Origin of the sequence: Pseudoalteromonas sp. B62, from assembly GCF_037162565.1 — a bacterium.
Classification (GTDB): Bacteria; Pseudomonadota; Gammaproteobacteria; order Enterobacterales; family Alteromonadaceae; genus Pseudoalteromonas; species Pseudoalteromonas fuliginea.
In genome coordinates this window covers 2,267,679-2,281,798 of the sequence record NZ_JARLVB010000002.1, presented here as the reverse complement: position 1 = coordinate 2,281,798, position 14,120 = coordinate 2,267,679, and the positions used below count along the sequence as shown (strand labels likewise).

11 protein-coding genes and 1 pseudogene are annotated in these 14,120 nt (G+C 39.4%); 4 read left to right on the top strand and 8 right to left on the bottom strand.

Going from position 1 to position 14,120, the window contains the following annotated elements; genetic code table 11:
• Nucleotides 1-35 precede the first annotated feature (35 nt).
• Nucleotides 36-1,247: a beta-ketoacyl-ACP synthase I gene (fabB, locus tag P4S71_RS14770; RefSeq protein ID WP_007377718.1), complete on the bottom strand. Its 1,212-nt coding sequence runs from the start codon at nucleotides 1,245-1,247 to the stop codon at nucleotides 36-38.
• A gap of 179 nt (nucleotides 1,248-1,426) precedes the next feature.
• Between fabB and mnmC the strand changes: the two genes are divergently transcribed.
• Together mnmC and P4S71_RS14760 are read left to right on the top strand one after the other, a co-directional pair.
• Nucleotides 1,427-3,436: a bifunctional tRNA (5-methylaminomethyl-2-thiouridine)(34)-methyltransferase MnmD/FAD-dependent 5-carboxymethylaminomethyl-2-thiouridine(34) oxidoreductase MnmC gene (gene mnmC, locus P4S71_RS14765; protein WP_337150905.1), complete on the top strand. Its 2,010-nt coding sequence runs from the start codon at nucleotides 1,427-1,429 to the stop codon at nucleotides 3,434-3,436.
• A gap of 509 nt (nucleotides 3,437-3,945) precedes the next feature.
• A pseudogene (locus tag P4S71_RS14760) lies at nucleotides 3,946-4,580 on the top strand (SDR family oxidoreductase).
• 258 nt (nucleotides 4,581-4,838) lie between these two features.
• Here P4S71_RS14760 and P4S71_RS23175 read toward each other — a convergent pair.
• Together P4S71_RS23175 and P4S71_RS14755 are read right to left on the bottom strand one after the other, a co-directional pair.
• Entirely contained in the window at nucleotides 4,839-5,003 is a 165-nt protein-coding gene (locus P4S71_RS23175) for a hypothetical protein (protein WP_442961683.1), read from the bottom strand.
• Nucleotides 4,987-5,508: a sulfite exporter TauE/SafE family protein gene (locus P4S71_RS14755; RefSeq protein ID WP_442961682.1), complete on the bottom strand. Its 522-nt coding sequence runs from the start codon at nucleotides 5,506-5,508 to the stop codon at nucleotides 4,987-4,989. The genes P4S71_RS23175 and P4S71_RS14755 overlap by 17 nt, the downstream gene beginning before the upstream one ends.
• A gap of 190 nt (nucleotides 5,509-5,698) precedes the next feature.
• Here P4S71_RS14755 and P4S71_RS14750 point away from each other — a divergent pair, with 190 nt between their 5' ends.
• Together P4S71_RS14750 and P4S71_RS14745 are read left to right on the top strand one after the other, a co-directional pair.
• The gene (locus P4S71_RS14750; RefSeq protein WP_033028289.1) at nucleotides 5,699-6,664 is read left to right on the top strand and encodes a YHYH protein; all 966 of its coding nucleotides are present in this window, start codon (nucleotides 5,699-5,701) and stop codon (nucleotides 6,662-6,664) included.
• A gap of 13 nt (nucleotides 6,665-6,677) precedes the next feature.
• Nucleotides 6,678-6,992, top strand: coding sequence for a hypothetical protein (locus P4S71_RS14745; RefSeq protein WP_337150904.1), 315 nt, complete (start codon nucleotides 6,678-6,680; stop codon nucleotides 6,990-6,992).
• Between the two features lie 54 nt (nucleotides 6,993-7,046).
• On the opposite strand, the gene P4S71_RS14740 is transcribed toward P4S71_RS14745, so the two are convergent.
• The 5 genes from P4S71_RS14740 to P4S71_RS14725 form a co-directional block, all read right to left on the bottom strand.
• Nucleotides 7,047-8,543 (bottom strand): DUF2235 domain-containing protein, encoded by a 1,497-nt coding sequence (locus tag P4S71_RS14740; protein WP_337150903.1) that lies wholly within the window; start codon nucleotides 8,541-8,543, stop codon nucleotides 7,047-7,049.
• A gap of 475 nt (nucleotides 8,544-9,018) precedes the next feature.
• A complete protein-coding gene (locus P4S71_RS23170; protein ID WP_442961719.1) occupies nucleotides 9,019-9,189 on the bottom strand; it encodes an HNH endonuclease in 171 nt (56 codons plus the stop codon).
• A 163-nt stretch (nucleotides 9,190-9,352) separates the two neighbouring features.
• On the bottom strand, nucleotides 9,353-9,754 hold the full coding sequence (locus P4S71_RS14735; RefSeq protein ID WP_337150902.1) for a hypothetical protein: 402 nt from the start codon (nucleotides 9,752-9,754) through the stop codon (nucleotides 9,353-9,355).
• Between the two features lie 67 nt (nucleotides 9,755-9,821).
• Nucleotides 9,822-11,690, bottom strand: a complete 1,869-nt coding sequence (locus P4S71_RS14730) for a DUF1016 N-terminal domain-containing protein (protein WP_337150901.1) — start codon at nucleotides 11,688-11,690, stop codon at nucleotides 9,822-9,824.
• Nucleotides 11,690-14,119, bottom strand: a complete 2,430-nt coding sequence (locus P4S71_RS14725; protein ID WP_337150900.1) for a type I restriction-modification system subunit M — start codon at nucleotides 14,117-14,119, stop codon at nucleotides 11,690-11,692. Before P4S71_RS14725 ends, P4S71_RS14730 begins: the two co-directional genes overlap by 1 nt.
• Nucleotide 14,120 lies beyond the last annotated feature (1 nt).

The following is a 14,120-nucleotide window of genomic DNA, read 5'->3' as shown; positions in this document are numbered from 1 at the left end:
CGGCTATAAATTATATAAAAACTAAGTAGAACCAATTAGCCTTTATATTTACTCATTACTAAAGTCGCGTTTGTGCCACCAAAGCCAAAGCTATTTGACATAACCGTATTGAGTTCAACATCACGACGTTCAGTAATAATATCTAAACCAGCCGCTTGCTCATCTAGGTCATCAATATTAATTGAAGGCGCTACAAAGCTGTGCTCTAGCATTAATAATGAAAAGATTGCTTCGTGAACACCCGCAGCACCTAGAGCATGGCCTGTCATAGCTTTAGTTGCACTGATCATTGGTGACTTACCGCCAAACACTTCTTGAATTGCACCAAGCTCTTTAACGTCGCCTACAGGTGTAGATGTACCGTGAGTATTTAAGTAATCAATACTGTCTACATCTTGCATAGCTTGGCGCATACAACGTGCCGCACCTTCGCCAGATGGAGCAACCATGTCGTAGCCATCTGATGTTGCACCGTAGCCAACAATTTCAGCGTAAATGTGCGCGCCACGCGCAAGGGCATGTTCAAGTTCTTCAACTACAACAATACCGCCACCGCCAGAAATAACAAAACCATCACGGTTTGCATCATATGTACGAGATGCTTTTTCGGGTGTTTCGTTGTATTTAGTAGAAAGTGCGCCCATAGCGTCAAATTCCATTGCTAATGTCCAGTGTAATTCTTCACCGCCACCAGCAAATACAACGTCTTGTTTACCAAGTTGAATTTGTTCTACCGCGTTGCCAATACAGTGCGCAGATGTTGCACATGCTGAGCTAATTGAATAGTTAACACCTTTAATTTTAAAAGGGGTTGCTAAACAAGCAGAAGTTGTACTTGCCATAGTACGTGGCACCATATAAGGCCCCACACGTTTTACGCCTTTTTCACGTAAAATATCAGCGGCTTCTACTTGCCATTTAGACGAACCGCCACCAGAGCCAACAATAATACCCGTGCGCTCATTAGATACTTGTTCGTCAGACAAACCTGAGTCTTCGATTGCTTGTGTCATCGAAATATAAGAATAAGCAGCAGCATCACCCATAAAGCGCATTGCTTTGCGATCAACATGGGCTTTAACATCAATATCAATTTTACCCGATACGTTACTACGTAACTTATAATCAGCAAATTCTTGGTTAAAAGCGATACCGCTCTTACCTGTTTTTAGCGATTCTAATACTTCTTCTTTGTTGTTACCGATACTTGATACAACACCGATACCTGTAATTACAGCTCTTCTCATGGGTAATTCCCTTAGCTTAATACTCAATTGTGTTCTATTTTACGCGAATTTAATCACCTAAGTGGTCAGCTTTCTAGCGTACACTTGTACTCTGAACCGCTAGCTTATAAATAACGCCAGACTATTACAAAGAAAACACGTAAAATAATTAAAAATATTATTTGTAAACCTTATAAGTCATGATCAAAAACGCGCAAATACACTTTAATCACTCAGGTACTCCTGTTGCCAGCGACTTCGATGATATTTATTTTTCTGATGATAATGGCTTGGCCGAATCCCATTATGTGTTTTATGATCAAAACAATATAGATACTCGATTACAAAATCATGACCAACCACATTTTGTTATAGCCGAAACCGCTTTTGGTACCGGCCTTAACTTTTTAAATGCATGGCAGTGCTTTAATGACCACATTGCACGCCAACAAGTTCAAAATCAATTAGATATAGGTGTTAAACGGCTGCATTTTATTTCCTTTGAAAAGCACCCATTAAAATTGGCTAACTTAAGCCAACTTTTACAAGCATGGCCTTCTTTTCAGCCATTAAGTGAAGAGTTACTTGCCCAGTACCCTATAAATTTAGAAGGATGTCATCGACTCGAATTTAATAATGGCCGTGTTATCCTCGATTTGTACTTAGGTGATGCACTTGAATCAATACAAGCAATGAGCTACCCACAATCTGGAATCGTTGATGCTTGGTATTTAAATGGGCTTGAGCCAAGTAAAAATCCTGATATGTGGCAACAAAGTTTATTTAACTCCATGGCTGATATAACAAGAGCTAATGCAACCTTATCGACTTTTACTTCCGCTGACTTTGTTCAACGAGGATTAATAGAGGCTGGCTTTAGTGCTGAAAAAACAAAAGGCTTTAGCAAAAAACAAAACATACTGTTCGCAAAGCTCAAACAAGCTAATAGTTCACAATCGGCTCCATCTTATTTTAACCAAGATAAAAGCACACTTAAAAATGTGGCTGTAATTGGCGGTGGTATTGCCAGTAGTTGTGTTTTATACAGCTTAGCTAAGCGTGGTATTGCAAGCCAATTATTCTGCCAAGATGAAAAGCCCGCAATGGGCGCTTCGCATAATGTACAAGGTGCTATTTACCCTCACCTACAAGCTAAAAATTCACCGCACAGTGAATTATTCGCACATAGCTTTTTATACGCAAAACGTTTGTATAACCAGTTACTCGGTAGCGGCTTTAGCTTTGATTACGATTGGTGCGGCGTATTACAACACGCAGTAAAAAAGCCTCTCGCCGATAAACACGAAAACTTAGCGCAAAAACAGCTGTGGCCAACCCAGCTAATGCGTAATGTAACAGCCGAGGAAGGTGATGAAATAGTGGGTGTAAAAACAGGTTATTCGGGCGTATTTTTTGAACAAGGCGGCTGGGTTAACCCTCCGCAATTAGTAAACGCCATGTTAAGCGCTGCAAATAGCATAAACCCATTTAAAAGCGTATTTAACTGCAATATAAAACAGCTTAAAAAAACTGACAGCGGTTGGTTTTTATTAACGAATGATGAGCAGTTAGGTCCTTTTAGTGATGTAATTATTTGTGCAGGCGAGCACAGTGATTCATTTGAGCAAACAAAAGCGTTGCCTATTGTAGGCGTAAGAGGTCAAGTTTCGCATGTTCAGGCAAGTAAGCAATCAAACAAACTAAAAACAGTACTATGTCATAAAGGCTATTTTACTCCTGCTTATTTAGATCATCACTGTATGGGTGCCACATTTGAAAAAAATACCAAAAGCCGTCAAGTTACAGCGCTCGACAATCAGTTAAACCGCGAACAACTGCTTAACTTTTATAAACAAAGTGAATTTGCAACAACGCTTGGCAACATAACTTCTGCAAAAGCGGCTGTGCGCTGCACATTTATCGACCACCTGCCTATGGCAGGACAATGGTGTGAACAAAGTGATTACATTACAGCCTTTGCTAACTTGCGCCTAGGTAAGCGCTATCAGTACCAGCAACTAACTAAATCACAGCAAGGTCTGCATATTTTTACCGGTTTTGGCGCACGTGCTTTGTGTAGTGCCCCACTCAGTGCAGAGCACCTTATTAGCTGTTTAAACAATGAACCTCGCCCGTTAAGCGAACGTGTTAGCCAAGCGATTCATCCTGCCCGGTTTATCGTCAGAGATTTAATTCGTAATAAAATTTAAGCAACAGCGGTGCTTTTTGGTAAGCTAAAAAACACCGCTTAAAAAGTTATAATTAAAAGCCTTCCCAACAAAAACGCTACACAACCTAAAAATATAACTGCCAAAAAGTATTGTTAACTTACACCATCGCGATAATATGTAAAAAGCATAACAACCAATCAAAAAACTCTAAAAAACACGATAAAAACAGCTAATTTTAATACTCAGTTAAGTATCGTATTTTAATTAAAGTATTTTTTGAAATTAGCTCATTTAAACTAAAATTTACCCTTTAAAAATAAACGCCTACCCCAAGGTCTGTTTACACAGCACATTACTTTTCAATTTATTTATACCAACAGCATTAAATTAGTGATTTATTATAACGATGAAAAATAGCTTAATAACAAAGTAAAAATTATGACACAGAGTGATCTGTATAAATAATTTTAACAACGTTAGTAAGTTACTATCTTCGCCAGAATATTCACTTTTTAATAAAATTGGTACTAGTTAAGAAGGAATTAATTATGAGCAAGACCTTAATTATTGGCGCAAGCGGTAAAATTGGTAAAATGACCACTGAGTTATTATTAAAAAATGAACAAAATGTGGTTGCCCTAGTGCGTGATAAAAACAAGCTAAGTGATTTAAAAAGCCCTTTTTAAGTATTGTAGAGCAAGATCTCGAAGGCGACTTTAGCAACGCACTAAAAGGCTGCGATCAAGTTATATTTGCTGCAGGTTCGGGCGGTAGTACTGGCGACGACAAAACCGTTTTAATTGATTTATGGGCAGCAACTAAAGCTGCAAACTACGCCCGTGAACATTCAACAAAACACTTCATCATGGTTAGCTCTATTGGTGCAGACGATCCCGAATCAATAAATGGCGACTTGAAACCATACCTTGTAGCTAAGCATATGGCTGATGAGCATTTAATTAACAGTGGCTTAAATTACACAATTATTCGCCCTGCTACATTAACCGACGAAAAAGCATCGTTAGCAGTAACAACCGAACGCCCTAAAGACAGTGACAAAGCTAAAATTAGCCGAGAAAATGTTGCTAATGCATTACTTCATATTGCAACTAACAGCCCAAATAGCAACCGTATTTTTGAACTGTTCGATGGTGACAAACCTATCAAATCCGCTGTTAAATAAACGCCAACAAAACCACAAAATTAGTACAATGTAATACCAATCCCTTAACCAGAACTCTGGTTAAGGGATTTACTAACATATTGAACCATAATAATATTTAAATTTATTTATCTCTAGCCAGAGCTTTCAGTGAGAACAAAGTAAATTTAACGCAGTTAGCGCTTAAAATAACTACTTGAGATAGATTTATTGCCCAGAGTTCAAGTTAATTAAATATTACCTCAAGGCCCTGCCAAGCTAGCTGTAATGCCAGTAATGTTAATATGCATTTAAAAATACACTTAAAATCATTGCTCCAACCAAAGGCAACCATTGCCAAAAGCTAAAACCAACCGCTGCATATACACTCGCTTTAAATAAATGTTGAACCGACATAATGCCAGAAAACGTCGCCGTAAATCGCAGCTTACTGTAATTGCTCATGTGCAAGCAACTTCCAACGAGTGGGCCACTTGCCCCAACAAACATAGAAATAAACGTGGTAACAAAGCCGGAAAAAAACGCCACACGACCGAACTGCTTTGTAACGCAGTGGGGATTTTCCCCACAATAAATAAATTACAAAAAGCCCCGCTATTAATTTCATAGCATCAAGTTGAATATCGACAATAACAAAACTCGACAATATAGCCCCTGCACTCCCTCCAAGCGTAAAATAAATAAACATTCTTTTGTCTATATGCTTAAAACTGAGTAATAACCGATTTGTGTTCGAACCTAATTGCACAAGCCCATGTACAGGCACAACCAACGTCATTGGCATAAATGATGCCATCACAACAAGCAACATCAACCCGCCGCCGGCACCGAATGCAGCTGAAAAAATGAAGTGAAGCCCGCTAACACAATAAAAACGCTCGCCAACAGAGGCGAAATAAGATCGGTGGTAAATAAATCCATCTGTAAACCATGCTTTTAATAGAGCCATAATAATGGCGATTAAATATACCAAGGTCTACTGCTATTTTTCATCAGCCTGAACAGCCATTTTACCTGCGTGTAATGTTACTTAATTTTTGCGCTTTATTTGCACATTTAACAAATACCCTATAGCCCACTTCATTATTTGGATTAATCACGTGATAAAACTAAAATCAGAGTTTTTAAAGCTTGTTTTCATGAGTGTAACAGCCATTGGGTTATCAGCATGTGGTAGCAATAACGACAAAGACACAACTGAAACAGAAGCGATTATTATTGATAATACTTCACCCAATACAACAACGACTACAGTAATAGAAGTAGACCCTTTTAATTTCGAAGGTGGTGCATTGGTATCAGCTATAACAACTCAATTGTGTACATTAAGTAATGGCGATGAAACGTCATGCTATAAAATTGAGATTGCAGGTGCACCTGCAAATCATGAAATAGGTATTTTTTGCCCAAACACGATTACCTCAAATGCTGATGAAGCGGGTATTTGGTTTGATGGTAATGGCAAGGTATATGACATTACCGGTGATTTTATTTTAAATTTACCCGCATTATATAATGATAGCCACTGGAAACTTTATGACGAAAGCACAGGACAAGTAAATATCACAAATACGTATGCATCATGCGATGGTGCAGCAAGGCCCAATGTAGAAGAACAATACCAAAACCACTGCGTAGAATGTTCAATAGAGTATGTAAATGGTGGTATCTCGCAATCATTTCTAATACCTATAACCCCCGTAACCGCAAACCAAGCAAATAGTGTTGGTAGATCAAATATAGGCATCGCGCTTAATGGAGTTGTGTTAGCTGCTCCAGCCCCTGTAGATGCCATTTTGAGTGCCTATACCATAGCCGCATTTGATGATTGTGCAGGCCACATAAACCTTAATGAAGGCTACCACTATCATGGCGAAGCAGGTTGTAGCCAAACGCAAGCTCAATCAGACGGACATGCTGCAATGGTAGGTTATGCATTTGATGGTTTTGGGATCTTTGCCATGCTAGGGAGCAATAATACAGAACCAACTGATTTAGATGAATGCAGAGGACATTACGACGACACACGCGGCTATCATTACCATGCAGCAAGCGTCTCAGAAAATATGTTTATTGGTTGTTACAAAGGCGAAACCGCACAATAAAAAGGACAACAACATGAAAATGTTAACTATATCAAAAATGGTTATTGTGATTTTTACATTAGGCAACTCATTTTATGCGCTTAGCCACGCAGGCCATGGTAATACCGCACCTTGGCATGCATGTGAAAACAAAAAACTTAACCAAACGTGCACTTATACAACACATAATCAAAAAGCAACCGGTACTTGCCAAGCAATGAATAATGTACTTATGTGTGTACGTACTCAACCTCTCGAAAACATAATAGAAAAAGCCACTAAAAGGACGAAAAATGAAGTGACTCCTCAAAGCTCTGCTTATAAGTTAAGTAAACAGGCTACACATTAATATTTTAGCCACTATGACTTTCGAGTTACCCTGAGTTGAATGCAGCCTTGATTATTATGGTACAAAAGACCACACATCATTTGGGAAAGCATAAAAATAGCCCGAGGAGCTAATCTGTAACGTCTTCGAGTTTTTTTGATAATGCGAGAGAGCTTCATACTGATGAGGGTGCGGACTACCATCGTTTGTAACCGCCTGCGCTTTACCAGAATCGTTTGCGATACACCCAACAGCAATAAACCATCGCATATGCTCTACCCGTTTAGTTCCCCAAAAATCGGTAGAGCGATTCTGCGTTGCTTGTTTAAATTTACGTTCAGTCATTCCCAACATAGACGATGCAAATCGAATAATGTCGCCCGCCGTTAATTTTCCATCCTCTGTACCAAGCCAATCACATTCATCTTTACTATCTTGCCACTCGCCTTCAGAGTCAAAAATATACCGCTCACCCTTATTCATGTAAATATACGTTGGAGTCCAGTGTTGCTTAGCAAATACATTAACAACCGTCGATTCCCCAACCTCTAATTTTATTGTTGGCCAATATTCAGGATGTTCAATAGGCGATATTTCTTGACGCTTAAATACACTTTCGTGGAAATTTTCATTATTTGCTGTAATCACACAATCCACATTGCGCGGACGAGATCTAAACTTAGCAAATATTCCTTTAAATGAATTATGAAGTACGCCACAAGGATTTGGATTAAGCTGATTTAAAATGTTATCCCGAAAAAATAAACCGCTCTCCTGCGCTTCCTTTATCATCCACTCAAGTGCAATATCTGATAAATCTGTATCATAATACCCGCCACCTACATCGGAATGTACGCCCGGAAACCACATTTCTTTAACGTCTCGATCAACTAAATTTTCACTCCAGCGAGTAACACAAAAACTACTTCGCTTCTCATCCATTGCCATTGCGTGCCTAGCAATACTTATATGTTTTCCCAAACTAGTATCGTGAAAACGCCATGACGCAGGGTTATCCAACAAGTTAAATAGCTCCATGTCATTTGGTATACCCAACGCCCCCACCGTTTCCCATACGCCTATAAAATGAATCGGTAAGCTTTTTTTATTTTTAATATATAAACTCTTAGGGATCCTCTCTAGTTTTGACTTATAGTTTTCAAAATGTCCATGAGTCTTTTCCCACCGCGCTTTGTTATTTTCAAGCTTATTAAAATCAAGTAGCCCAAGCCCTAACAACCCACCTAAACTCCTCGCCGTAAATGCTCCTCGGCTAAACCCAAAAATAAATACTTTGTCGCCTTCGTTGTAGTTACTCGCTAACCAATGATAAGCACTACAAATATGCCTTTTTATACTTTTACCTAAAGCTCCATCAATTATAGAATCTTTTAGCCCCGTTTCTTCGCCCCCAAGACCTGGGTGGTAGTACAACTTTTGAGTGACCTCTGAATTATCTTTTTTCGCTAGCGCGTGGTAGAGCTTGACGACATTGGTTGGTGCGGGAGCACCATTGTCTTCTTGTTGAGGATTATTCCATGTGCCGTCACAGCAAATTACTAAGTTAGCCATAATTAACTTCCTTGCATCAATTAATGTTTATTATATCAATTCGCTTAATTAAGAGATTATTTTGAGCTAAGAAAATCGTATCGATAATAAGGCAAAAATTTCGTTATTTAGTTGTTATCACTCATTGCTCTGCATCCAGCATCGAGATGTAGTCGTATATCAGAAATTTTTACGCAGTTAACGCCAGATTTAATCCCTCAAATTGATTAAGTATTATTGCGGATTGGTATTACTTATTGTTACTTGAGTTCAAGTATTAAGTGACAAACGTTAATTAGTCAAAAATAAAATCCTAAAAACGAAGATCTGTAGTTCAAAAACCTTTATTGGTGGAGCTGGGGGAGTCTTAATCAATATCGTAACACACTGTTTTAACTTAAATACAAAACCAACAAACAGCTTAATTGGTACTAACCTTGGTACTAAAAAGAAATATCATAATTGAATCCCGACATTAGATTCTTTTAATAAATTATTATAACTTATTTTTATTAAGTTCCGATTTTAAATCTGCTAAAGACTTTGCTGGCTTTATTCTGTGAACCATCGCGTGACAATTAGGACATAGAGGCACCAAATCTTCTTCTGGATTTACTTCGTATTCTTTGCCGATCTCTGATAATGGAACAATGTGGTGGACATGTATATACCCTTTTCCTAAGTCACCATAAACTTTCTCAAAATCAAAACCACATACCTGACATACACAGCCAAAGTGAGCTATACACTTTTTCTAGCCTTAACATCTCTTTCATACTTATTTATAGTTACAACTTTAGTTGCCCCCTCAATGTATGTATCCGCTCCAGTTACTTCTTCTGGCAATACTTGTTCGACAAGCTGCTCATCCGCATAAAAGTTACCCCCTCTTTTGTTAGTGTTTTACTTACAGCTAGCGGAACTATTTTTTTGATTTTCACTTTTCCATTTTTTGTTTTTTCTTCTGAGCGAAACATTTCAAAAGTAAGTAATTCATACTCACCACTTTCAACTAGCTTTAAATGCTCAATTGACTGACTATATCCACTCTGCTTTCTGCCATTCTTATTTTTTTCCCAGCGGTCACTTAAAATAAGCTGACTACCATCACTTGAATTATGATTCCATGCACCAAATATAATTTGCTTTTTTTGCCTGTTAATAAATGACCAACTCCATGTCCAATTTTGACAATCTCCGCCAAGTGATTCTACAAATTGTTTTCTATTCATAATATTCCCTTTTAAGTTAAGTAGTACTCGCTATACCTATATTAAAGACCTTACGATTTCAAAAAAACTAGCCCTTAAACCCGCTCAACATGTCAAATATCACTCGCGCGAATTGCTGGTTTCTTGCGGGATCTGACAGTAGCTGCATCATTTGTTCTTGGTGTGCATCACTGCTTCCTAAGATGGCGTCATCCATCGCTTGAGGGAAATCACCTAGCATTGCTTGCTCTGGGCTATTGTTTGCAATCTGGCTCATTACAGAGGCGTTTTCGGTTAGTTTATCGCGTACTGTATAGGCATAGTTAAGCATGTCTTTATTAGTTAGGTTATCAGTAATAAAAACCTCATTAAGCTTGTCGATTATCTGAGATAAGAACGCTTCTTTTTTATCCTTCGCTTTAGCACTACCCACATCATTACTTGGCTCAAGCTTGTAATCAGGCGCGTCTTCTTTTAGCTGTATATCTTGCTGACGTATTTTTGATAGGCGGTAATGGCTCATTACTACGTTGTCTAAATCAAGCTCATCTTCAGTCACTACTTTTTCACGTAACAGTGGGCGTAAGTGGCGGGCGAACAAGCTTAGTTTTTCAAGCTCTTTGTCGTCGTATTCCACCAGCTGCGACATAAACTCGTAAAAGCGGGTAAAGCTGCCTAAATCCTTTTTGAATATCTCTAGGCGGTCTTTTTCTTGTTTGCACTCTTTAAAGCTTGTTTCTGCGTTAGCTATTAATACAGCGTCTTCAGTCTTTTTGGTGCGTTCAAACATTTCTCTCGCTTTTATATACGCCTCAATTGCCGATGCGTAACGCTTTTGCCAACGCTCTTTAGCGGGGTGAATAATATTGCTAATCGCCGCGTTTGACTTGTTCTTGGTAAAGAAGGCTGCACAAAACTGCTCAACCTCAGACCACAAAAATATACCGCTGGCACGCAGCTTTTCAAACAAATCAAAAACAATCTGAGGGTCAGTAACATCGGCAAGCTCTGCTGTTTGGTAGTAAGGCTGGAATGCTTCTAGTATGTCTTCTGGGGCATTAAAAAAGTCCAATACAAACGTGCCTGTTTCAGCTTTACTTGGGTAAGTACGATTCAATCGTGACAGGGTTTGTACACACTCAACGCCGCCTAGCTTTTTATCTACATACATAGCGCATAGTTTTGGTTGGTCGAACCCTGTTTGAAACTTATTAGCCACCAGCATTACTTGATAATCATCACTATCAAAGGCTTTGCGCATATCGCGGCCTTTGAGGTCAGGGTTCATATTTTTTTCAGTAAACTTTTTATCTAAAAATGCAGCGCTATCAGGATCGCTCTTCGTAAACTCAACTTCGCCTGAAAAAGCCACCATAGCGCGTATTGTCGAGTAACCTGTTTTTTGCTCTGCTAGAGCTTCAGCTACATACTTATCAAACGCTAGTTTGTAACGTACCGCCTCTTTGCGTGAGCCAGTTACTACCATTGCTTTGGCTTGCCCGCCTAATAAACCCATATTACGGCTCCAGCCATGCGCGAGTGTGTTACTCACATAATAAGCCGCCTCATCAGTGGTTTTGCACTTACTAATAATTTGAATATTGTGCCCCCAAGGGATTTGCACTAATTGCGAAACAGCTTGTTTCGCAATTGCATCATCACCACACCAAAATAAGTACCAACGGCGAATATGCTCTAAATTTCGTTTTGAAAAGCCTTTCATTTGCGGAAATTCGGTAATTAAATCATGGCTTAGTTGGGCTAATAACTTATCGCCCCACGCGGCTTGCTGTTGGCGGGCGACTATTTCTTCGCCCAATTGCCAATACAAAGTTAAAAGCTCGGTATTTACTTTAACAACGGCTTTTTGCTGGCTCGATGCCACTTTTTGTTTAAGCTCTGTTAGCCATTGCTTGTATTCTGCACTTTGCAGTAATGCTGGGTGTTTGTTGCTCATTACGAGTGTACCTCTTGCAACAACTTCATAATGTCACTGCTCACAGCATCAAGCTCTTTGTCAATCTCAGCTAAATCACGTGGGGACTGGTATTCATAAAAATGGCGGTTAAACGGTATTTCGTAGCCTACTATACCTAGCTCGGCGTCTTTGTCATCGCGCTTAGTGTCGTTTATCCATGCATCACTTACATGGGGTGCTACCTCGCGGTTAAAGTAGTTTTCAACCATTTGGGTTGTGCTGATACTTGGTTGAGTTGAGCCGTTTAAATAGGCCTCTTTTAACGGTACGTTTTCGTTATCACGTAAGTCGCCATCTTGCTTGTAAGTAACTACTTTGCCTTGCCACTTTTTAACATTACCTTTGTATTCAAATGCGCCATACATTGGGTTTGCTTGTTCTTTAAATGGTTTATCAACCACGCATTCTGCCGCTGGATTCTTAAAGGTAATGGCATCGAGCAGTTGTTTTTTCTCTTTAGTTTCGAGCTTAATATCTAAGACTTTAAGCGCTTGTGTGTAGGTAATGTCAAATTGGTTAAAGTCGTCTGATTGCAAGTGCTTGCCACCAGCATCGTCACCTAATTGTGTTTGTAGCTGCTGTGCTTTTTTCATAAGGGCTTTTTGGAATAACCAAAGCTTAGGCTCTAGTACATCTTTAATTTGTTTTTCTTTCAGCTCTGGGAAGTCGGCTTTAATAATAGCTCTGGCTTCAATTTCAACAGCGCTTAAATCGCCATATTTGTCGTCAGTAGTCCACTGTGTGCCAAATTTTTCATACAGCGCCATCATGGCTGCATTGTAAGGCTTAGGTGCAAAACGCAGTGATGCAATGGCTTCATCAGTTACTTGCGCTGACAACCTGAGTGGGCGCTCTATGGTGATACGACGATAACCAAACTCATAGGTATTAAATATTTTACTGGCAAAGGTTTTTGCTACATCGGCTTTAGGGTTAGCCGCTTGGCGACCACGGCTACTTTTAGCCTCTGTTGGTTTAGTTAAGCCTAGCTCTTCAAGTGTTGTCGTTTCTACTTGCTCAAAGTTACCAAAGCTGCGAGTGATTACTTTAATGTCGTCTTCGCTCATGATATTACGTTTAGAACCAAGAGATTTACGCATTTTACCGCATAGGTTAGCGCCATTAATTAGCTGAACCTTGTTTTTACGCTCAGCGCTTGGCTGCTGTGCTTTTTTGTTCGACAAAACCCACACATAGGTAGCAATGCCTGTGTTGTAAAACATATCAGTCGGTAAGGCTATAATTGCCTCAAGTAAGTCAGACTCTAAAATATAACGACGAATTTCGCTTTCACCACTGCCTGCCCCGCCCGTAAATAAAGGTGAACCATTTAGAATAATACCAATACGCCCGCCATTGTTATGATCGGTTACTGAGGGGGATGCATCGCGCATTTTACTAATAAGGTGCATTAAAAATAGCAATGAGCCGTCTGACACTCTTGGTAGGCCTGCACCAAAGCGTCCATCAAAACCCTTAATGGTATGCTCTTCTTTAATATCGCCTTCAATCTTTTTCCAATCCACCCCAAATGGCGGGTTAGATAGCATGTAATCAAACTTATCTACTGCTAGCTGATCATTCGATAAGGTATTACCTAATTTAATACGGCTTACGTCTTGCCCTTTAATAAGCATATCAGCTTTACATATAGCGTAAGACTCTGGGTTTAACTCCTGGCCAAATGCGCGCATGACTGCATTAGGGTTAAGCTCGTGTACGTACTCCATACCTGAAGATAAAAAGCCGCCAGTTCCTGCTGTTGGGTCGTAAATGGTGCGAATAATACCTTCTTTGGTTAGGGCGTCGTCGTCTTCCATAAATACCAGTGAGGTAGTTAAACGCACTATATCGCGAGGGGTAAAGTGCTCCCCCGCTGTTTCGTTAGAACTTTCAGCAAAGCGACGTATTAGCTCTTCAAACACTAAACCCATATCGTGATTTGATATAGCTTGCGGGCTTAAGTCGGTCGTTGCGAATTTTTTAACGACTTTAAAAAGTAAGTTGGCGTCGTCTAATAGCCCTATAAACTCATCAAACTTAAAGTGCTCAAATATTTCGCGGGCATCGGCTGAAAAGCATTGAAAATAACGCTCAAGATTAGCTTTAATATCACCCTGCCCCATTTTACCTAAATCCATAGGCGAGGTATTAAAAAAGGTTAAGCCGTTTGTAGCTCTTATTAATAGTTTTTCTTGTGCATCTTCTGGCAGGTTTAAGACTTTAATACGCTCAAACTCTGCTACTACTGCATCTTTACTTGGTGCGAGCACACACTCAAGGCGACGTAATAAGGTAAAGGGTAAAATAACACGGCCATATTGAGACTGCTTAAAGTCACCGCGAAGGAGATCAGCTACTGACCAGATAAATGCAGCGGTTTGAGAAAAGTTATTATTAGTTGTCATT